21 protein-coding genes, 2 tRNA genes and 1 other RNA gene are annotated in these 18,951 nt (G+C 65.4%); 15 read left to right on the top strand and 9 right to left on the bottom strand.

The window, feature by feature from the left end; genetic code table 11:
• The first annotated feature begins 173 nt into the window (after positions 1–173).
• From VIK36_RS12885 to VIK36_RS12865, 5 genes are all read left to right on the top strand, one after another.
• Positions 174–593 carry a DUF3052 domain-containing protein gene (locus VIK36_RS12885; RefSeq protein ID WP_141160169.1) on the top strand — a complete coding sequence of 140 codons (420 nt, stop codon included), beginning with the start codon at positions 174–176 and terminating at the stop codon, positions 591–593.
• Positions 590–1,084 carry a peroxiredoxin gene (locus VIK36_RS12880; RefSeq protein WP_324642198.1) on the top strand — a complete coding sequence of 165 codons (495 nt, stop codon included), beginning with the start codon at positions 590–592 and terminating at the stop codon, positions 1,082–1,084. Before VIK36_RS12885 ends, VIK36_RS12880 begins: the two co-directional genes overlap by 4 nt.
• 6 nt (positions 1,085–1,090) lie before the next feature.
• Positions 1,091–2,011: an NAD-dependent protein deacetylase gene (locus VIK36_RS12875; RefSeq protein ID WP_324642197.1), complete on the top strand. Its 921-nt coding sequence runs from the start codon at positions 1,091–1,093 to the stop codon at positions 2,009–2,011.
• Between the two features lie 97 nt (positions 2,012–2,108).
• Positions 2,109–2,184, top strand: a tRNA-Val gene (locus VIK36_RS12870).
• Positions 2,185–2,284: 100 nt separating this feature from the next.
• Entirely contained in the window at positions 2,285–2,575 is a 291-nt protein-coding gene (locus VIK36_RS12865) for a hypothetical protein (RefSeq protein WP_324642196.1), read from the top strand.
• A gap of 163 nt (positions 2,576–2,738) precedes the next feature.
• On the opposite strand, the gene VIK36_RS12860 is transcribed toward VIK36_RS12865, so the two are convergent.
• Positions 2,739–3,464, bottom strand: coding sequence for a FadR/GntR family transcriptional regulator (locus tag VIK36_RS12860; protein ID WP_324642195.1), 726 nt, complete (start codon positions 3,462–3,464; stop codon positions 2,739–2,741).
• 232 nt (positions 3,465–3,696) lie between these two features.
• Between VIK36_RS12860 and gndA the strand changes: the two genes are divergently transcribed.
• Entirely contained in the window at positions 3,697–5,133 is a 1,437-nt protein-coding gene (gene gndA / locus VIK36_RS12855) for an NADP-dependent phosphogluconate dehydrogenase (RefSeq protein ID WP_324642194.1), read from the top strand.
• A gap of 81 nt (positions 5,134–5,214) precedes the next feature.
• Here the strand turns inward: gndA and epsC are convergent, their stop codons facing one another.
• The 3 genes from epsC to msrA form a co-directional block, all read right to left on the bottom strand.
• Positions 5,215–5,799, bottom strand: coding sequence for a serine O-acetyltransferase EpsC (gene epsC / locus VIK36_RS12850; protein WP_159631761.1), 585 nt, complete (start codon positions 5,797–5,799; stop codon positions 5,215–5,217).
• 39 nt (positions 5,800–5,838) lie between these two features.
• Positions 5,839–6,774: a cysteine synthase A gene (cysK, locus tag VIK36_RS12845; protein WP_159631762.1), complete on the bottom strand. Its 936-nt coding sequence runs from the start codon at positions 6,772–6,774 to the stop codon at positions 5,839–5,841.
• A 65-nt stretch (positions 6,775–6,839) separates the two neighbouring features.
• Complete coding sequence (gene msrA, locus VIK36_RS12840; protein ID WP_255172482.1) at positions 6,840–7,364, bottom strand: peptide-methionine (S)-S-oxide reductase MsrA; 525 nt, start codon at positions 7,362–7,364, stop codon at positions 6,840–6,842.
• 100 nt (positions 7,365–7,464) lie between these two features.
• Here msrA and VIK36_RS12835 point away from each other — a divergent pair, with 100 nt between their 5' ends.
• A complete protein-coding gene (locus VIK36_RS12835) occupies positions 7,465–8,388 on the top strand; it encodes a Nif3-like dinuclear metal center hexameric protein (RefSeq protein WP_324642193.1) in 924 nt (307 codons plus the stop codon).
• 61 nt (positions 8,389–8,449) lie between these two features.
• A complete protein-coding gene (locus VIK36_RS12830) occupies positions 8,450–9,187 on the top strand; it encodes a zinc ribbon domain-containing protein (protein WP_324642192.1) in 738 nt (245 codons plus the stop codon).
• A gap of 27 nt (positions 9,188–9,214) precedes the next feature.
• On the opposite strand, the gene VIK36_RS12825 is transcribed toward VIK36_RS12830, so the two are convergent.
• On the bottom strand, positions 9,215–9,979 hold the full coding sequence (locus VIK36_RS12825; RefSeq protein WP_324642191.1) for a peroxide stress protein YaaA: 765 nt from the start codon (positions 9,977–9,979) through the stop codon (positions 9,215–9,217).
• 58 nt (positions 9,980–10,037) lie between these two features.
• Between VIK36_RS12825 and rnpB the strand changes: the two genes are divergently transcribed.
• The 5 genes from rnpB to VIK36_RS12800 all read left to right on the top strand — a co-directional run bounded on the left by rnpB (position 10,038) and on the right by VIK36_RS12800 (position 13,960).
• An RNA gene (rnpB, locus tag VIK36_RS12820) (RNase P RNA component class A) lies at positions 10,038–10,425 on the top strand.
• Positions 10,426–10,469: 44 nt separating this feature from the next.
• A complete protein-coding gene (locus tag VIK36_RS12815; protein ID WP_255172478.1) occupies positions 10,470–11,003 on the top strand; it encodes a TspO/MBR family protein in 534 nt (177 codons plus the stop codon).
• 271 nt (positions 11,004–11,274) lie between these two features.
• Entirely contained in the window at positions 11,275–12,753 is a 1,479-nt protein-coding gene (locus VIK36_RS12810) for a glyceraldehyde-3-phosphate dehydrogenase (RefSeq protein WP_324642190.1), read from the top strand.
• Positions 12,754–12,828: 75 nt separating this feature from the next.
• A complete protein-coding gene (locus VIK36_RS12805; protein WP_255172476.1) occupies positions 12,829–13,038 on the top strand; it encodes a hypothetical protein in 210 nt (69 codons plus the stop codon).
• Positions 13,039–13,162: 124 nt separating this feature from the next.
• On the top strand, positions 13,163–13,960 hold the full coding sequence (locus tag VIK36_RS12800) for an HNH endonuclease family protein (RefSeq protein WP_324642189.1): 798 nt from the start codon (positions 13,163–13,165) through the stop codon (positions 13,958–13,960).
• Positions 13,961–14,007: 47 nt separating this feature from the next.
• On the opposite strand, the gene def is transcribed toward VIK36_RS12800, so the two are convergent.
• The 3 genes from def to orn form a co-directional block, all read right to left on the bottom strand.
• Positions 14,008–14,580 (bottom strand): peptide deformylase, encoded by a 573-nt coding sequence (gene def / locus VIK36_RS12795; RefSeq protein WP_324642187.1) that lies wholly within the window; start codon positions 14,578–14,580, stop codon positions 14,008–14,010.
• 129 nt (positions 14,581–14,709) lie between these two features.
• Positions 14,710–14,782: transfer RNA gene (locus VIK36_RS12790), tRNA-His, on the bottom strand.
• Between the two features lie 129 nt (positions 14,783–14,911).
• Entirely contained in the window at positions 14,912–15,541 is a 630-nt protein-coding gene (gene orn, locus VIK36_RS12785) for an oligoribonuclease (RefSeq protein ID WP_324642186.1), read from the bottom strand.
• A gap of 156 nt (positions 15,542–15,697) precedes the next feature.
• On the opposite strand from orn, the gene mptB reads away from it, so the two are divergent.
• Complete coding sequence (gene mptB, locus VIK36_RS12780; RefSeq protein ID WP_324642185.1) at positions 15,698–17,254, top strand: polyprenol phosphomannose-dependent alpha 1,6 mannosyltransferase MptB; 1,557 nt, start codon at positions 15,698–15,700, stop codon at positions 17,252–17,254.
• A 6-nt stretch (positions 17,255–17,260) separates the two neighbouring features.
• On the opposite strand, the gene VIK36_RS12775 is transcribed toward mptB, so the two are convergent.
• Positions 17,261–17,968: a DNA alkylation repair protein gene (locus VIK36_RS12775; RefSeq protein ID WP_324642184.1), complete on the bottom strand. Its 708-nt coding sequence runs from the start codon at positions 17,966–17,968 to the stop codon at positions 17,261–17,263.
• Between the two features lie 79 nt (positions 17,969–18,047).
• Here VIK36_RS12775 and VIK36_RS12770 point away from each other — a divergent pair, with 79 nt between their 5' ends.
• A complete protein-coding gene (locus VIK36_RS12770; protein WP_324642183.1) occupies positions 18,048–18,950 on the top strand; it encodes an aldose 1-epimerase family protein in 903 nt (300 codons plus the stop codon).
• Position 18,951: the final 1 nt, after the last annotated feature.

The following is an 18,951-nucleotide window of genomic DNA, read 5'->3' as shown; positions in this document are numbered from 1 at the left end:
TCATACTGGTTGTGTGACGAAAAGCCCCTGTCCCGGGGGCGCTGTGGCCCGATGTGACGCAGAATATGCGCAGTCCAGGGGGCGGCAGCTTGAAGCGCAAGCACAAAGGGTGTTGGCTTGGGAGTAATGGAAATCACTATGCACACCGCATATATGAGGTATTGGAGGAACACGTGAGCGAGGCCGACGCCGCCACTTCGGTAAATGTGGCGGAAAAATTGGGTTTCAAAAATGGGGATCTGATTCAGGAGTTCGGTTACGACGACGATGTCGATTTCGACTTGCGTGACGATATTGAGGACCTCACCGGGTCCGAAATGCTCGACGAGGACGACCACGAGGTCGCGGACGCCGTCATCCTCTGGTGGCGCGACGGCGACGGGGACCTGGTGGACAGCCTGATGGATTCGCTCACCACCCTGAGCGAAAACGGCGTTGTCTGGGTGCTCACCCCCAAGTCAGGCCGGGACGGCTACGTTTCGCCGGCGGAAATCCAGGAGGCCGCTCCCACGGCCGGCCTGCATGTCACCACTTCAGCCGGAGTCTCAAAGGACTGGAGCGCCGTCCGCCTGGTCAGCAGGAAGAACAAGTGACGGCAGCGGTTGAGGCCGCTTCTGCGGCTGTTCCTTCGCTGGGCGCTGCAGCTCCCGATTTTGAGCTGGCCAACCAATTCGGCGAACCGGTGAAGCTGTCCTCTTTCCGGGGGCAAAATGTGGCGCTGGTCTTTTACCCCTTTGCGTTCTCGGGTATCTGTACAGGTGAACTTTGCGAAATCCGGGACAACCTGCGGATGTTCGAGGATTCGAATGCGGTTGTCCTGGCCGTGTCCGTGGACAGCAAGTTCAGCCTCCGGGCCTACGCGGCGCAGGAGGGCTACACCTTCGACCTTCTGGCCGATTTTTGGCCCCACGGCGCCGTAGCGAATGCCTACGGCGTGTTCGACGCCGGCAGCGGCATGGCGAAGCGGGCCACCTTCATCATCGATGGTGACGGCAGGATCCGCTACAGCGTGGTGAACCCCCGCGGCCAGGCCCGCGACTTCAGCGAATACCGCGCCGCGCTGGCGGATCTGAAGCAGGCCTGAGGAAGCATGGCTGGTGAACGGCGGGGGACGGGTCTCACCGGCTTCGCCAGCATGCCGCCGGTAGCCCCGGCACCGCCTTCCGGTAATGACCTTGAGGTTCTGGCACGGATCCGGGACCTTCTCGCCGGCGCCCCCTTTGCCCTGCTGACGGGCGCCGGCCTCAGTACCGACTCCGGCATTCCGGATTACCGCGGTCCGGATTCGCCGCCCCGTTCGCCCATGACATACCAGGAATTCGTCCGGGACGCGGCCAACCGGCAGCGGTACTGGGCCAGGAACCACATCGGCTGGTCCCACATGCGGCATGCAGACCCGAACCAGGGCCACTATTCCGCCGCGGCGCTGGAGCGGCGCGGCTACCTCACCGGCCTGATAACCCAGAACGTTGACCGGCTGCACCAGGACGCGGGCAGTTCCAACGTGGTGGACCTTCACGGAAGGTATGACCAGGTGGTTTGCCTGGACTGCCGGCGCACGTACTCCCGGCGCCTGCTGGCCGGTGTTTTTGAGGAACTCAACCCCGGCTTCCTGGACCGGGCAGCGGCCGGCGGGCTCGTGGAAATGGCCCCCGACGCTGACGCCACTGTGGAGGACCAGACCCTCATCAGCAGCTTTGTGGTGGCAGTGTGTCCCGCATGCGGGGGCACCTTGAAGCCGGATTTCGTCTACTTCGGCGAGAATGTGCCCAAGGACCGGGTGGAGCGCTCGTACGCAATGGTGGACCAGGCTGCCGCCTTGGTGGTCGCCGGTTCCTCGCTGACCGTCATGAGCGGCCTGCGGTTCGTCAGGCACGCCGCCAAGGAGTCCAAACCTGTGGTCATTATCAACCGGGGTGCCACCCGTGGCGACGACAAGGCAACCATCAAGCTGGAAACCGGTGTCAGCCAGGCACTGGATTACCTCGCCGCGGAACTTCCTTCCCTGTAGGCGGGACGCTTCTTCCATGGATTCGCGTTTCCGGCCCACAGTCGGGTAGAGTCTATGTTCGTTGGTTACGGCGGAACGGCCGGAAACCACGCAATTTGGGTCTTTAGCTCAGCTGGTAGAGCGCCACGTTTACACCGTGGATGTCATCGGTTCGATCCCGGTAGGACCCACCAGTAAAACCCCGTTGTCCCCGCCTGATGGTGGGGGCAGCGGGGTTTTTTGCTGTGCCGGCCTCCTGGCGGCAATGTCAGTGCCTTGCCATAGCTTGCAGGAATGGAACACGTCATAGTGCAGACAGACAGCGACGGAATGCCGACGGCGGTGCTGAGCCGGGGCAGGGAATGGGCCGTGGGTGCCGAGCCGGTGAGATGGTTCGAGCGCGTCAACTGGTGGGAAACCAGCCGCCGGATGCCCAAGGGCAGCAGCGGGGTGGACGTCGAAGTCCTGCAGGTGCAGGTCAGGCTGGGAAACAACTCCAGGTCGGCCCTGACCACCATGTATCTCCAGCGGGACGGGCTGGGCGGCGGCTGGCGGCTGAGGGAACCGGTGGCGGGCGCAGCCTAGGAGGTTAAGCTCCGCGCCCTTGTCCGGGCATTGGAAAACCCTCCACCGCGACTATTGGGGGATGCCGCGGTGGAGGGCCTGGGATGAATATACCGTGAACTCCCGGAAACAAAAAGTCACGTGTCGCCGGCGTTTCACGTCATTCCCCGGTTCGGGCCGATGCTTACTGCCGAACGGGGATAAATACCCGCGGTTGTTCCGTCCAGGTATCGGCCATTTGGGACATCGTGCGCCGCATGATCCGGTCCGAGGCCTCCCGCGCGGACACAGCGTCACCACGGGCGATCGCGTCCGCCACATCCTCATGCCACTGCAGGGCGGCCTGGTGGGGGTGGTCGGGCATCAGTCCGTGGACAGTGCGGCCTGTCAGGGTTTCCGCCACCTGGCCCATGAGGTTGGCAAACATCTCGTTTCCGGAGCCTGAGAGCAGGAGCGAATGGAAGCGGATGTCCAGCTCCAGGAACCGGGCCACCTCGCCGTTGTTGCCGGCCTCACGCATGGCACGGGCCACGTCCACGAGTTCCATCCGCAGCGCTGCCGGAGCGTTCTGCGCAGCCAGCTCGGCAGCCGCAGGCTCCACTGCTGCCCGCAGTTCGGCAAGGGAGCGCAGCTGGGCGCCGCGTGCATCGCTGGCCAGACGCCACCGGATGACCTGCGGATCAAAAGGATTCCAGCGGCTGGCCGGCAGCACCCGGATACCCACCCGCTTGGTGGTCTCCACCAGGCCCAGGGACTGCAGGACACGCACCGCTTCCCGGATGACCGAACGGGATACTTTGAGTTCAACCTCAAGCTGCTCAGCGAGCATGACGTGGCCGGCAGGAAGATCCCCCGAAATGATCCGCGTACCGAGGTTGTCGATGGCACGGTGGTGGAGGCTGCTGGTCATGAAGCTAAGCCTAGTTGTTGGCAGGCGTCCGGAGTTTAGGCAAGCCAGCGGCCCAGGACACTGAAAGGCAGCAGCCCTGGACTGGCACCGACACAATGGAATCCATGACGCGGACGTTACTTTCGCGTCGCCGCCAGAATATATATGCTTTATTCCGACCCCCTGATCTGGCCCGGTGACTTCCCGCCTGCGGAAGCCGGCAGCCGAGGCCAACAATGAATTGGAGTTATGGATGTCTGCACACATCGGTGTCACCGGCCTCGCCGTCATGGGCGCCAACCTCGCCCGGAACCTGGCCCGCAACGGCTTCACCGTGGCGCTGCACAACAGGTCCGTGGAGAAGACGGATGCGCTGCTGGAAAAGCACGGCTCGGAGGGTGACTTCATCCGCACCGAAACCCTGCAGGAACTGGTGGACTCCCTGGAGAAGCCCCGCCGCGTCCTCATCATGGTCAAGGCCGGCAAGCCCGTCGATTCGGTCATTGAACAGCTGGAGCCGCTGCTGGAGCCGGGCGACATCATCATCGACGCCGGCAACTCCCACTACGAGGACACCCGCCGCCGGGAAGCGGCCCTGGCCAAGAAGGACCTGCACTTCGTGGGCGTCGGCGTGTCCGGCGGCGAGGAAGGTGCGCTTAACGGCCCCTCCATCATGCCCGGCGGTTCCAAGGAGTCCTACAAGGCACTTGGCCCGCTGCTGGAAAAGATCTCCGCAAAGGTCGACGGCGAGCCCTGCTGCGCCTGGATCGGCACCGACGGCGCGGGCCACTTCGTCAAAATGGTCCACAACGGCATCGAATACGCCGACATGCAGGTCATCGGCGAGGCCTTCGACCTGCTCCGCTCCGGCGCGGGCATCGAGCCGGCAGAACAGGCAAAGATCTTCTCCGAATGGAACAAGGGCGAGCTGTCCTCCTTCCTGATCGAGATCTCCGCCGAGGTGCTTGGCCACGTTGACGCCAAGACCGGCAAGCCGTTCGTGGACGTCGTCGTCGACGCTGCAGGCCAAAAGGGCACCGGCCGCTGGACAGTCATCTCCGCCCTGGAACTGGGCTCGCCGGTGTCAGGGATCGCCGAGTCGGTCTTTGCCCGTGCACTGTCCTCCCAGGCCGCACAGCGCAAGCTGGGCCAGGAACTGCTGGCCGGCAACGAGGCCACCGTGGAAATCCCCGAGACGTTTGTCGAGGACGTCCGCCAGGCGCTCTACGCCTCCAAGCTGGTCTCCTACGCCCAGGGCCTGGACATGCTCACCTCCGCGGCCAAGGAATACGGCTGGGACCTGAAGCTGGACGAAATCGCTTCCCTGTGGCGCGCAGGCTGCATCATCCGCGCCGAGCTCCTCAAGGACATCACCAAGGCGTACGCCGCCGACGAGAAGCCGGCCAACCTGCTCTTCGCGCCGGCCTTCACCAAAGCCATCGCGGACGCCCTGCCGGCCTGGCGCCGCGTTGTTGCCACCGCCGTCCAGCTCGGCATTCCGGTGCCGGTGTTCTCGTCGTCCCTGGCGTACTACGACGGCCTGCGGCGCAAGCGCGTGGCCGCCGCCCTGATCCAGGGCCAGCGCGACCTGTTCGGCGCCCACACCTACGGCCGAGTCGACACCGAAGGGACTTTCCACACCCTCTGGGGCGAGGACAAGTCCGAGGTTGAAGCGGTGGACACGCACTAGCACCTGCTGCCGCTTAAACAACGGCGGGCAGGTTCCCGGTGACCCGGGGACCTGCCCGCCTTTTGCTGTCCTGCTAAACCATCAGATCCGGTACTCGATGTCGTATTCGGCCGGATCCACCGCGGGCTTGGTTTCCCGCTGTGCATCCCGGTGCCGCCATTTGGCGGGAACTCCGGTGATGATGGACTCCGGAGGTGCATCCTTGACCACCACGGCGTTGGCTCCCACGGCACTGTCCCGGCCAATGGTGATGGGACCAAGGATCTTGGCGCCGGCACCGATGGTCACGCGGTCGCCGATAGTGGGGTGCCGCTTGATCCTGGCCAGCGAACGGCCGCCCAGCGTCACACCGTGATAGATCATCACGTCCTCGCCGATCTCGGCCGTCTCGCCGATCACCACGCCCATGCCGTGGTCGATGAAGAAGCGGCGGCCAATGGTGGCGCCCGGATGGATCTCGATCCCGGTCCAGGACCTGCCCAGCTGCGACAGGAGCCTGGCCGGGAAACGCAGCTCCGGCTTCTGCCACATGCGGTGGGTCAGCCGGTGGATCCAGATGGCATGCAGCCCGGAATAGGCGAAAAAGTTCTCAAAAGAACCTCGAGCCGCCGGGTCGTGGGACCGGGCGGCGTCGAGGTCTTCCTTTAGTCTTGCGAAAAAGCCCACAAAGTTCTTTCTACAGGAAACGGGCGGAGCACGGACTGATCAGCCGCGGATGTCGTCATAGAGCACGGTGGAGATGTAACGCTCACCAAAGTCGCACACCACGGCCACGATCAGCTTGCCGGCGTTTTCCGGCCGCTTGGCCAGTTCCAGGGCAGCCCAGACGATGGCGCCGGAGGAGATGCCGCCAAGGATGCCCTCCTTGATGCCCAGATCGCGTGCTACGCGGACCGAATCTTCGAGGGTAGCGTCGATGACCTCATCGTAGACATTGGTGTCCAGCAGTTCCGGGATGAAGTTGGCGCCGAGGCCCTGGATTTTGTGCGGGCCGGGGGCGCCGCCGTTCAGGATGGGGGAGTCCTTGGGTTCCACGGCCACGATCTGCACACCGGGCTTGCGCTCCTTCAGGACCTGTCCAACGCCGGTGATGGTTCCGCCGGTGCCGATGCCGGCCACGAAGATGTCCACGGCGCCGTCGGTGTCGGCCCAGACCTCTTCTGCGGTGGTCTTGCGGTGGATCTCCGGGTTGGCTTCGTTGGCAAACTGCTGTGCCCAGATGGAGTTCTCGGTGTTGGCCACGATTTCCTGGGCCTTTTCCACTGCACCGCGCATACCCTCGGAGCCCGGGGTCAGCACAATCTCCGCGCCGAAGGCACGCAGCATGACCCGGCGCTCGGTGGACATGGTCTCGGGCATGGTGAGGATGACCTTGTACCCGCGTGCGGCACCCACCATGGCCAGGGCAATGCCCGTGTTGCCGGAGGTGCCTTCAACGATGGTGCCACCGGGCTTCAGGGCGCCCGACTTTTCCGCTGCGTCGATGATGGCGACACCGATCCGGTCCTTGACGCTGTTGGCCGGGTTGTAGAACTCCAGCTTCACGGCAACGGTGGCGTCCAGCCCTTCGCTGAGCCGGTTCAGCCGGACCAGGGGGGTCCCGCCGACCAGCTGCGTTACATCGTCATAGATCCGTGCCATGTACATACGCCTATCTCTAAGGGGTGGATACTGAGGTCAGCCTAACGAGGCCGCGTAATGCCGGGCTAAGCGTTAAGCCATGCAGAGTAATATTTCCTGGCCTTGGCCAGTTTGGGGTTGATGATCACCTGGCAGTACCCCTGTTCCGGGTGCTTTGCGTAGTAATCCTGGTGGAATTCCTCTGCCACGTGGAACCGCGGCAGCCGGCTGACCTCGGTAACGATGGGGTGGGACCACAGGGCCTGGTTGCGGTCGATTGCTTCCTCGAACAGGATCTTTTCCTCATCCGTTTCATAGAACATCGAGGAGCGGTACTGGGTGCCCACGTCGTATCCCTGCCGGTTCAGTGTGGTGGGGTCGTGCAGGGCGAAGAACATGTCCAGGATCACCTCCGCCGGGATGATGTCCTCATCGAAGGTCACCGCCACAACTTCGGCGTGCCCGGTGGTCCCGCTGCAGACCGAGTAGTAGTCCGGGTGGGGGTCGTGCCCGCCGGTGTAGCCGGATACCACCGAGGTGACGCCCCTGGTCTTCTGGTAGACGGCGTCAAGGCACCAGAAGCAGCCTCCGCCAAGAACAAAAGTTTTCATGACCTCTTCAATGGTTGACAGCGCCGGAAGATTCCCCGGGCACCCCGGCGCAGCGCCGCAAACTGCGGCGGCGGGAAGCCCATGGGGTAAAACTAAGACTATGGAACCTGTGGACACCGACGTTACCGGCCAGGCAGATCACGACGGCGAGGCCTCCTCCGACACGCCGCCCGCGGCGGGTTCCGCGGAGGCCCCGACATTGGCCGAGCTGCTGCTTGCGGTTGAGGAGCTGTGGCCGGAATCCCTGGCGGAGACCTGGGATGAGGTAGGGCTCGTGGCAGGCCACCCGTCCGCCCCCGTCACAAAGGTGATGTTCGCGGTCGATCCCACCCTGGAAGTCATTGAGGAAGCGGTTGAGTGGGGAGCGGAGCTGCTCATCACCCACCACCCCCTGCTGTTGAAGGGCGTTACGTCCGTGGCGGCCACGTCGGCAAAGGGGCGGGCGGTGCACCGGCTGATCGAGTCGGGGACGGCACTGTTGACCGTGCACACCAACGGCGACTCCGCCGTCGGAGGTGTCTCCGATGTCCTGGCTGACGCCCTGGGACTCCAGGACGTCGCCCCCCTGACCGTGGCGGCCAACGGGCTGCCGGAGGAAGGCATTGGGCGGGTGGGCGACCTCGCGGAGGCCATGAGCCTGGGCGACTTCGCCGCCCGGGTATTCGGAATCCTTCCCTCCGTGGCCGGAGGAGTGCGTGTGTCCGGCGACAAGGACGGGCTGGTCAGGCGCATCGCGGTTTGCGGCGGTGCCGGCGATTCGCTGTTTAACGAAGTGCGGGCCAGCAATGCGGACGTCTATGTGACCGCTGACCTTCGCCACCACCCGGCGTCGGAGGCGCGCGAGGCCGCCCTCAACGGACGGCCGTACCTGGTGGACGTTTCGCACTTTGCCAGCGAATGGCTGTGGCTGCCTGCCGCCGCCGCGGCACTGGGCAACGTCCTGTCCGACCAGGGCCATGACGTTGAAATCCTGGTCAGCACCACCAACAGCGACCCGTGGGACTTCATCCTCACTCCGGGCTAGAGTCTAGGAAGCGCCGGTTCGGTGCCCGGCCCCGGCCGGAAGGGATTTAGCGGAGGTAAAAGTGGCCAAGGCAGCACCGGCGGAACAGTTGAAGTTGCTCGAACTGCAGGGCTTGGACGCCAAGTTGAAGGGCCTCACCAACCGCCGCCGCACGCTGGAAAACGATCCCCGCATCAGGGACCTCGAGGCTGCCCTGTCCGTCGCCAACGGTGAACTGGGCGCAGCCAAGGTGGCCGTGCACGACGCCGAGGCCGCGCTGAAGCGGGCAGAGGCCGACGTCGAACAGGTTGCCTCGCGCATCGAACGCGACGAAGCACGGCTTAACAGCGGAACCGGCCTGTCCAAGGACCTGGTGGCACTTCAAAAAGACATCGCGTCGCTGAACAAGCGGCGCTCGGACCTTGAAGACGTGGAACTGGAAGTCATGGAGCGGCTCGACTCGCTGCGGGAGCGGCAGGCGGCCCAGCAGCAGATCGTCGATGACATCCAGGGGTCCTTTGGAACCATCAGGGCCGAGCTTGATGCGGCCCTGGCCGCAGTGGAAACGGAAGCGGCAGGCCTGCGTGCCCAGCGCGGCGAATTTGCCCAGGGCCTGGACGCGGGCCTGGTGGCGGTTTACGAAAAGACGCTGGCCAAGCGGGGAGTCGGCGCGGCCCGGCTCTTCCACGGCACGTCGGAAGCCTCGGGCATGAAGCTCAGCCCCGGCGACCTCGCCGAGATCAAGGCAGCTGCTGCCGACGACATTGTTTTCTGCCCGGACTCCGGTGCCATCCTGGTCCGTTCGGACGAGTGGTCCTAGGCAGCCAACAGGCATCCTGCCGGGCGGTCAGCCCGGCAGGATGATGTTCAGGGCGTGCGGCTTGCGTGCGGTGCCCGGCACCAGTTCGGCCTCCCACTGTTCGCGGGCAGCTTTCAGGAGGTCCGACGGCGTGGCCGGGGCTTTGCCGCGGCGCACCAGCAGGTGCCGCGCCAGTTCGCCGCGCGTGTGCTTGGCGAAGTGGCTCACTACCTTGCGGACACCGGCGCTCTCGGTGAAGACATTCACGGAGACGGTCTGTTCCGGCGGGGGCGCCCACGCCGCTGCGTACGTGCTGGACCGGCAGTCGACCACAAGGTGTCCCTGGGCTGCTGCGCCCAGGGTGCCGCCAAGCTGCGCCTTCCAGAACGGAGCCAGCCGGCCGACGTCGGGCAAGGACGTGCCCATGGACAACCGGTAGGCGGGAACGCTGTCGCCAAAACGCAGGGCTCCCCACAGCGCCGAGATCACCAGGACGGATTCATCGGCCTTGCGGCGCTGTGCCGGCGTCAGCGTCCGGTAGCCCAGGGCGTCATACAGGACGCCCGAATAGATGCTGTGCGCCGGCGCCGCCGGTTCGGCGTGCAGGCGCGTATTGCGTTCGACGTCGTCCCGCAGGGACGCTCCGACGCCCAGCAGGGCGAGGGCATCCTGGTGGGCGCTGACCGTTCCCAGCGCCTCAAGGACCTTGGCGCGGTACGGGTTGAGCTCAGGGAAGCCCAGGTCGGTCCAGTCGACGGCGGGTCCGCGGAGCGCGGGCGTCTTGCCTTCGGAAGGGGGAAGCAGAATCAGCACCGTCCGATCCTACCGGCGGCAAAAGGCGGCCGGCGGCGCCGGTAGACTGGGACCCGGATGGGACAGCCAGACGGCCGCGCGCCACGCAAGTGGCTCGAGGAACGTCCGGGCTCCGCAGGGCAGGGTGGTGGGTAACGCCCACTCGGGGTAACCCGCAGGCCAGTGCCACAGAAAACAGACCGCCTGCATTTCCGGCTCCGGCCGGGGAGGGCAGGTAAGGGTGAAACGGTGGTGTAAGAGACCACCAGCTTCCCGGGTGACCGGGAAGGCTAGGTAAACCCCACCCGGAGCAAGGCCAGACAGGACACGTTCGAGGGCTGCCCGCCCGAGTGTCCGGGTAGGCCGCTGGAGGGTGCCGGCAACGGTACTCGTAGATGGATGGCCGTCGCTCCCTTCCCGGTAACGGCAGGGGAGAACAGAACCCGGCGTATCGGCTGTCCCATCCTTAAACCGCGTTTGACCACGGGCTATGCGTCGGGGATCCTGAACCGTGCCCGTAATTCCTGAAACCCGTCCCGCACCCGCAGCGGGCATTCCCGGCATCCGTTCACAGGGCGTTGCCCTCGCCGGTTTCCTGGCCCTTTCAGCCCTGGCCTGGGTCCTCGCCTCGGTTCCCATCATCCTTAACTCCAACGGCTGGTACGCGGGCTCGCTGAAAGCTCCGTGGATGCCGCCGTCGTGGATGTTCCGCACCACCTGGATGGTGCTCTATGCCGGCGTGGCGGCAGCCGCGTGGCTGGTCTGGCGCAAAGGGCGCCTGTCCGGGGCCACCCTTGCCGGCTATGTGATGCAACTGCTGCTCAACACTGCGTGGCCGGTGACGTTCTTCGCCATGTATCCCATGCTTGGAGTGGTGGCCCTGTGGGCTGCCTTCGCTGTCATCTGCGCGCTGACCGCAACCCTGGCGTTCCTGATCCTGCGCTTCGGACCGGTGGACGCCGCCGCCGGATACCTGGTGCTGCCATACTTTTCCTGGCTCGTGTTCTCCGCCAGCCTGAACCTCTACTCGGCCATCCACAACTGAAGGCCAGCAGTTTCAGTTGGGCGGGCCGCCCCGGCCGTGTGAGTGATTTCACGCAGCGCAAGCGTGCTCCCTGCGGCGGGCCAAATTAGAATGGATCCCGGACGCAGGAGTTCTACCGCCGAAAGTTGCGTCCGCAACCGGCGGTTTTTCTTTGCACGCGATCCAGGCGCCTGGGGACCATCCCCTGCGGGCGCCGGTGCCCCTGGACATCATCAGGTGGCCTACATCTGTGTACGACGACGTACACGGCTGAACCGAGGAAGGTATTTCTGTGAGCCAGACGTCTGATTCTTGTCTTGATACGTGGATGGGCCGGGAGGCCCTCGCCGAGGCCATGATCCCGGTTATCGGCAGGCTGTACCGCGAAAACAACGTGGTGACCAGCATCCACGGCCGGAGCCTGATCAACAAGTCCACCATGAACATCCTCAAGGCGCACCGCTTCGCGCGCCGGATGAGCAAGGACGAACTGCTCCTGGAGGACACAGCGCCCCTGCTGAACACGCTGGCCGGACTCGAACTGGGTGCCGCCGCGATCGACATCGCCCGCCTGAACCAGAAGTTCAAGGAAGAAGGCAACGGCGCCACGCTGGAGGAATTCCTCCGCGACGAGCTCGCCGAGATCGTGGGCAAGCGGGGCGGCGACGACCGCACCAGCACCGACGTCGTGCTCTACGGCTTTGGCCGCATCGGCCGCCTCCTGGCACGCCTCCTCATCGAAAAGGCCGGCGGTGGCCACGGCCTGCGCCTGCGCGCCATCGTGGTGCGCCGCGGATCCGACAACGACCTCTCCAAGCGCGCCAGCCTGCTGCGCCGCGACTCCGTCCACGGCTCCTTCGAGGGCACCATCCGGATCGACGAGGCCGCCAACACCATCACGGCCAACGGTGTCCAGATCCAGGTCATCTACTCCAACGACCCCGCCACCATCGACTACACCGCCTACGGCATCAACAACGCCCTCGTGGTGGACAACACCGGCCGCTGGCGCGACGCCGAAGGCCTCTCCCAGCACCTGCAGAGCAAGGGCGTTGCGCGGGTCCTGCTGACCGCGCCGGGCAAGGGCGAACTGAAGAACATCGTCCACGGCATCAACCACCGGGACATCACCGACTCGGACAAGATCGTTTCCGCGGCGTCCTGCACCACCAACGCCATCACCCCGGTCCTGAAGGCCATCAACGACAAGTTCGGCGTGGTCCACGGCCACGTGGAAACCGTCCACTCCTTCACCAACGACCAGAACCTCATCGACAACTTCCACAAGGGCGACCGCCGCGGCCGTTCCGCTGCACTGAACATGGTCATCACCGAAACCGGTGCCGCCAAGGCAGTGGCAAAGGCCCTGCCCGAACTCCTGGGCAAGCTCACCGGCAGCTCCATCCGCGTCCCCACGCCGGACGTTTCGCTGGCCATCCTGAACCTCACCCTTGAAAACGGCACCACCAAGGACGAAGTCAACAACTACCTGCGTGAAATGTCGCTGCACTCGGACCTGCGCAAGCAGATCGACTACATCGACTCGCCCGAGGTTGTCTCCACCGACTTCGTCGGATCCCGCCGCGCCGGGATCGTGGACGGCCTGGCCACCGTGTCCACGGACAAGAACCTGGTCCTCTACGTCTGGTACGACAACGAGTTCGGCTACAGCTGCCAGGTGGTCCGCGTCATGGAAGAGATGGCAGGCGTGAACCCGCCGTCCTTCCCCGCCAAGGAAAGCGCTGCCGCCCTGGCCGCGATCGCCGTCTAGCCAAATCCGGCCGCGTCCTGCGAATTCCCGGCTGATTCTCTGGAATCAGCCGGGAAACCGGACCACACTGGTGGCATGGACAACGAATCGACACTTCAGCACGAAACCACCCTCGAGCACGCACTGGACGTGGCCAAAGCCAACCATAAGGAAGCCGTGCGGCTCCTGGAACGCGCCCGTGCAGCCCAGAGGACCGGGGACGTCACTGACGAGCGGGTGCGCCAGCTCGAGAACCTGCTGTCAATCGCGGAAGAAGACCTGCGACGGGTCACCAGGGAACAATAACCAGGCGCCGCGCACGCCGCTGTGACCCATCACTCGTCCCCAACAGTGTGGATATCAGCGGCCGGCCGCGGCCTTTGTCCTAGGCTCTTGGGGTGCCCGACTTCCCCTTCCCGGCGTCAACCCCATGACCGTCAGCTGGTCCGCCTACCGCCGCGCACGCCGCCGTTCCCGGCAGGCCTGGGCGCTTCTTGTGACGGCCGCGGTCTCCATCATTGCCGCGCTGTTCTGGTTCTTCACCGCCGGACAGTTCGCGGCAGCGGGGCCCGCCACGGAGGGGCCCACCGAGGCCCCGGTCTTCGACCCTGCCTGGATGAAGCCGGTCCAGGAACCCAACCCGGTGCCCGCCGGCAGCGCCCTCGCAGCCCTGGACGGCCTGGCCGTCAAGGGGCGGGCACCCAGCACCGATTACAGCCGGGAGGCCTTTGGCCAGGCCTGGCTCGACGTCGACCGGAACGGCTGCGATACCCGCAATGACATTCTTCGCCGCGACCTCGCCGATGTTGTGTTCTCGGAGGGTTCCTCCTGCAAGGTGACGGCCGGGCACTTCCGCGAACCCTACACAGGGCAGGACGTCGATTTCCGGCGTGGTTCCGACAGCAGCCGCGCGGTCCAGATCGATCATGTCGTCGCCCTGGGTGATGCCTGGCAAAAGGGCGCCCAGCGTTTGGGGCCGAAGGAACGCCAGAGTCTGGCAAACGATCCGCTGAACCTCATCGCGGCGGACGGCGCCGCCAATCAGCAAAAAAGCGCGGGGGACGCCGCTACCTGGCTGCCGAAAAATACGGCAATCCGCTGCCACTATGTGGCCCGGCAGATTTCCGTGAAGGCCGCGTACGGGCTGTGGGTAACGGCAGCAGAAAAGGATGCCATGAAGCGGGTCCTGGCTTCCTGCCCCCAGCAGCAGACCATCACGGCAGGCTGACCGGCATCCGCAGGCACGGGTCGGTAACGGCTCAGTGGCTGAACCGGTCAGTGTCCGAAGGGGTCCGGGTCAACGCCGGGCAACCAGGTCAGCCCCGGCACGCCCCAGCCGTTCTTCTTGGCCTGCTTCATGGCCTTGCGGGAATACCGGTCCATCAGCCGGTTGACGTACAGCTTGCCGTCGAGATGGTCATACTCGTGCTGGATGACCCTGGCAAACCAGCCGGTGGCTTCGAAGCGGACCGGTTCCCCGAACCCGTCAAAGCCCTCCACCCGGGCCCATTCGGCCCGCTTGAGGGGATACTGTTCGCCCGGGAAGGACAGGCAGCCCTCTTCCTCCTCGTCAGGATCGGGAGCAGCACCTGAGACCTTGGACAGGGTCAGGACGGGATTCACCAGGACGCCGCTTGGGGGAGCGCCGTCGTCATTGGCGTACTTGTAAACGAAGATCCGCTTGCCGACGCCGATCTGGGGGGCGGCCAGGCCCACCCCGTTGGCGGCGTCATTGGTTTCGAACATGTCGGCGATCAGGGTGCGCAGTTCGTCGTCGAAGACCTCCACCTCGGCGGCGCGGCGGTGCAGGACAGGCTCGCCCCAGATGGTGATCGGCAGAACGGTCATATCAGTAGTCCTTCGGCTTCGCGGTATCCCCGGCTGCAATGCGTGTACCGGTGGGGCACGACAAAGGAGGCCGCACCGGATATCCGGTGCGGCCTCCTTTGTTGACGGCTGCATGTGCCGCCCCGTGAGGGTGAGCGACGGGGGTTGAACCCGCGACCTCCTGGACCACAACCAGGCGCTCTGCCAACTGAGCTACGCCCACCATGTGCCTCAAGGGAATTCCACCGGAGCGGCTCCCTGGAAACGCAACTCAAATAGCTTACCTGCTCGAAAGGGGTGCTTTGTCCACTTTCTGCGATTTGAGCGAAATTTCATCAAAACGTGGCGCAGATTACTCCCCGGACCGGTCCCCGGCGTCCCCGTTGGTGATGCCCTTGGCAATCTTCTGGGCGGTGGCGCTGTCCGGTCCGGGGGCGGGGACGAACACTGCCTCCCGGTAGTAGCGGAGCTCGTCGATGGAATCCTTGATGTCTCCCAGCGCGCGGTGGCCGCCCTTTTTCGCCGGCGACTGGAAGTACGCCCGGGCGTACCACCGGCGCGACAGCTCTTTGATGGTGCTGACGTCAATGACCCGGTAGTGCAGGTGCTCCACCACGGCAGGCATGTCGCGGGACAGGAACACCCGGTCGGTTCCCACGGAGTTGCCGCCCAGAGGTGCTTTGCGCGGATCCGGGACCCAGGTGGAGATGTACTCCATGACCGCGGCCTCTGCTTCTGCCATCGTCTTGCCGTGCGGCAGCTCCGCCAGCAGCCCGGACTTGGTGTGCATGTCCCGGACGAAGTCGGACATCTGGGCCACGGCGGCATCGTCGGGTTTGATGACGACGTCGACGCCGTCGCCAAGGATGTTGAGCTCCGAATCGGTGACCAGTGCTGCCACCTCGATCAGGGCGTCGTTCTTGATGTCCAGGCCGGTCATTTCGCAGTCGATCCAGACGATTCGTTCGTTAGATATAGGCACCGGACCAGCCTACCGTTACACTTCCGGGCACCCTGCCGATGCTAGGATTTCGGGTACGCGGCGGGTCGCCCTTCCGCCCCTTAATCGTGTCCCGGCCGGCCCGCGCGGCCCGCCGGATCAACCGCGGAAAACGCAAGAAGATTGGACGATCCTGAGATGACGGCGCCTGTGCCCGCAACGGGGGAGATGGCGGCGGCCGGTATTGCCGGAACGGGCAGTGCCGAGGTGGACAATCCGCGCTCACCCCTGCTTGCCGGCTTCCTGGGCTCCATGTTCATGATGATTGGCTCCACTGGCGTCGGCTGGCTGGCCCCGGTCTCGGAGCTGCGCCGGATGCCCGTGTTCATCTGGATGCGGACGGAGGCTCCCGGCGTGGCGCTGTCCATCGTCCTGGTGGCCGTCGGCGGCATGCTGCTGGTGCGTGCCTGGCTGCGGCTGGGCCAAAAGGTCCGGGTGTGGGGTGAACAGGCACGGCGGGCAACCCTGTCCGCGGTGGTGGCATGGGGACTTCCCATGATGTTCAGCGTGCCGCTGTTCAGCCGCGACGTCTATGCGTACATCGGGCAGGGGCGCCTGATGGTGGAGGGCTTCAATCCGTACGAAAACGGCATTTCCGCCCTGTCCAACTACTTCCAGCTCGGCGCCGACAAAATGTGGACCGAGGCGCCGGTTCCCTACGGCCAGCTGTTCCTGTGGATCGAGCAGTTCGTCGTCTGGGTAACCAACGTCCAGCCGGAGGCGTGTGTCATGCTCTTCCGGCTGGTGGCGCTGGCCGGTGTGGTGCTCTGCGTCGTCTACGTGCCCCGGCTCGCTGAACTGCACGGCGTGAACCCGCACCGGGCCCTCTGGCTGACCGTGGCCAACCCGCTCTTCCTGACCAATTTCATCGCCAGTGTCCACAATGACTCCCTGATGATCGGGCTTGCCCTGGCGGGCCTGTACTACTCCGCGACCCGGCGCCCGGTCCGCGGCATCGCCCTGGTGACCCTCTCCATCGCGGTGAAGCCCATCACCATTGTCTTCCTGCCGTTCATCGGGCTCCTGTGGGCGGGCCGGAATGCGGGCTGGCTCCGGAAAGTGGCGTTTTGGGCCCTGACGGCCGGCCTGAGCCTGGCGCTGTTGACCGCCATGAGCATGGTCAACGGGTTCGGTTTCGGCTGGATCAATGGCCTTTCCGCACCAGGCAGCATTTCGATCTGGTACGCCCCGGTGGGCTTGATTGGCATGGTGGTGGGATCCCTGGCCAATGCTTTCGGCTTTGACGGTTCGGTCCCCGCCGGTTGGGTGTTCGACGCCGGGAAGCTGCTTGCCGTCGGCATCGTCGCCTGGCAGATCTTCAAGGGTGACTACGACCGCCTCATGCGCCGCCTCACTCTTGCCCTGGCGGCCGTGGTCCTGCTGGCCCCCATCATCCAGGCCTGGTACGTCGTCTGGCTCATACCGCTCTTTGCCGTGACCGGCATCAGGAACGACTGGCAGGTCAAGGCCCTGTACTTCGTGGTGTCCTTCTTCATGATCTACGCCATTTCGGACCAGTTGGACGTTTTCCCGTACCTCCAGACCCAGGACCTCGGCTTCGCCCTCGCCCTGGCCCGGATTGCCGCGGCGCTGACCGCCCTGCTCTTTGCCCTGTACCTGATCTTCTGGGACCCCGGCACCCGCAGGCTGTTCCGCAAATCGCACCAGCCCGTCGTCGAACGTCCGGTGATTTAGCGGCCGCTATCGCTGTGCGGCCCAGGCGCTTATCCTGCGCAGGGCCTCCCTGCGCGACAGCGGACTCATGGCGTCCCGGTTGCGGGAAACGAACGCCTCCACCCACTCCGGTGCGGTCTTGGCGTACTCGCGCAGCGCCCAGCCGATGGCTTTGCGGATGAAGAACTCCCGGTCCGCCAGGTTCGGCTCGATGATGGCGGCGAGCAGTTGTGTGTCGGTGGCCTTCCCGGCGCGCAGCTGCGACGTAATGGCGGCCCTGCGGATCCAAAGGTCCGGGTCCTTGCTCCACTGCAGCAGGAGCCTGTCCATCTCCGTGGGGTGCGCCTGCAGCAGCGTGCAGATCCGGCCGGACACGCCGTCGGCAAAGTCCCACCATGCACCTGTCCGGATAATTTCCTCGTACACAGGAATCATGTCCAGGTCGGAGGCCACCAGCCGGTGTGCTGTCAGGTCGATGGCCGCGTACTTCTCCTCCCGGAACGTGGAGGTGCGCCACAGGCCCAGCACGGTGGCCCGCAGCTGCCCGGCGGAAACCGGCGCATGCTCCCGCGCAGCCCGCTCCGCGATCCGCCGCACCTCCGGAACCCGTACGCCGAGCGAGGGCAGCTCGGACTTCATGTAGGCCTGCGCCCCCACAGCCCTGGCGGGGTCGGCCAATCCGCGGAGCGCACCCCTGACGGAGGCGATGAGGTCCTGGTCGGCGGCCGTGTCCATGGGGCAACTTTAGCCAGTGGGCAGTACAGGCGGTGCGGTAGGCTGGTGAGCGCTAACACACTTCGACGCAGAGGGAACCATGCCCGGAACTGAAGTCCACCTCGCCCACGGACCCTACTCCGCCGTCGTCACCCTCCGCGGCGGGGCGCTCAGGGAACTGCGGCACGGGGACAGGGACCTGGTGGTGGGCTTTGGCCCCGACGGACCCGTGCCCGACTACCGCGGCGTCATCTGCGTGCCGTGGCCCAACCGCCTGGCGGACGGCACCTACTCCTATGCAGGCAAGGCCTATGCCGCTGCCGTCAACGAGCCGGACCGCGGCGCTGCCCTGCATGGTCTTGCCATCCACCGGCCATGGGAGGTGCTGGAAGCGGCCGCGGACCGCGCCGTCCTGGGTTGCCGCATACCGGCCGGCCCGGATTACCCGGGGGACCTGGAGTTGTCGGTTACCTACGCACTCTCGGGCGACGGGCTCCATGGCACGGTGCGGGCGGTCAACACCGGTGCCGCTGCCGCCCCGTACGGGGTGTGCCCCCATCCCTACCTGGTGGCCGGTACGTCCCCGCTGGACGACTGGTCGCTGGATCTGCCGGCCGCTGCCTACCTGGAGGTGACCCCCGACCGGCTGCTGCCCGTGGGCATGCGGGAGGTGGACGGGGATGCCTTCGACTTCCGTTCGCCCCGGCGTCTGGGGCCGGTGAAGATCGACCATGCCTTCACGGACATCGCCCGGGAGGGTACGGGCCTGGCCCGGGTACGGGTACTGGACCCGTCAGGTACAGGTGTGGAACTCGAATGGGGCGCCGAGTGGCCCTGGGTCCAGGTGCACACCGGCGACAAACCCGCCGGCCCGGACCGGCTGGGCCTGGCCGTTGAACCCATGACGTGTCCGCCTGATGCCCTCCATTCAGGGACGGACCTGGTGCATCTGCAGCCCGGCCAGGCCCATTCGGCGGGCTGGACCATCCGGGCGCTGGGCTAGG

This window comes from Pseudarthrobacter sp. LT1, assembly GCF_035621795.1.
In the GTDB taxonomy this organism is placed as follows: domain Bacteria; phylum Actinomycetota; class Actinomycetes; order Actinomycetales; family Micrococcaceae; genus Arthrobacter.
Note: the sequence above shows the minus strand (reverse complement) of the source record. Positions and strands in the feature narration are given on the sequence as shown.

What these genes read in the sequence shown, in the direction of transcription:
- VIK36_RS12860 (WP_324642195.1), bottom strand. Translation starts at nt 3,464, where the DNA reads ATGACCAGCAGCCTCCACCACCGTGCCATCGACAACCTCGGTACGCGG.
- mptB (WP_324642185.1), top strand. Translation starts at nt 15,698, where the DNA reads ATGACGGCGCCTGTGCCCGCAACGGGGGAGATGGCGGCGGCCGGTATT.
- VIK36_RS12805 (WP_255172476.1), top strand. Translation starts at nt 12,829, where the DNA reads ATGGACAACGAATCGACACTTCAGCACGAAACCACCCTCGAGCACGCA.
- VIK36_RS12875 (WP_324642197.1), top strand. Translation starts at nt 1,091, where the DNA reads ATGGCTGGTGAACGGCGGGGGACGGGTCTCACCGGCTTCGCCAGCATG.
- VIK36_RS12800 (WP_324642189.1), top strand. Translation starts at nt 13,163, where the DNA reads ATGACCGTCAGCTGGTCCGCCTACCGCCGCGCACGCCGCCGTTCCCGG.
- msrA (WP_255172482.1), bottom strand. Translation starts at nt 7,364, where the DNA reads ATGAAAACTTTTGTTCTTGGCGGAGGCTGCTTCTGGTGCCTTGACGCC.
- VIK36_RS12865 (WP_324642196.1), top strand. Translation starts at nt 2,285, where the DNA reads ATGGAACACGTCATAGTGCAGACAGACAGCGACGGAATGCCGACGGCG.
- VIK36_RS12775 (WP_324642184.1), bottom strand. Translation starts at nt 17,968, where the DNA reads ATGGACACGGCCGCCGACCAGGACCTCATCGCCTCCGTCAGGGGTGCG.
- VIK36_RS12770 (WP_324642183.1), top strand. Translation starts at nt 18,048, where the DNA reads ATGCCCGGAACTGAAGTCCACCTCGCCCACGGACCCTACTCCGCCGTC.
- def (WP_324642187.1), bottom strand. Translation starts at nt 14,580, where the DNA reads ATGACCGTTCTGCCGATCACCATCTGGGGCGAGCCTGTCCTGCACCGC.
- cysK (WP_159631762.1), bottom strand. Translation starts at nt 6,774, where the DNA reads ATGGCACGGATCTATGACGATGTAACGCAGCTGGTCGGCGGGACCCCC.
- gndA (WP_324642194.1), top strand. Translation starts at nt 3,697, where the DNA reads ATGTCTGCACACATCGGTGTCACCGGCCTCGCCGTCATGGGCGCCAAC.
- VIK36_RS12835 (WP_324642193.1), top strand. Translation starts at nt 7,465, where the DNA reads ATGGAACCTGTGGACACCGACGTTACCGGCCAGGCAGATCACGACGGC.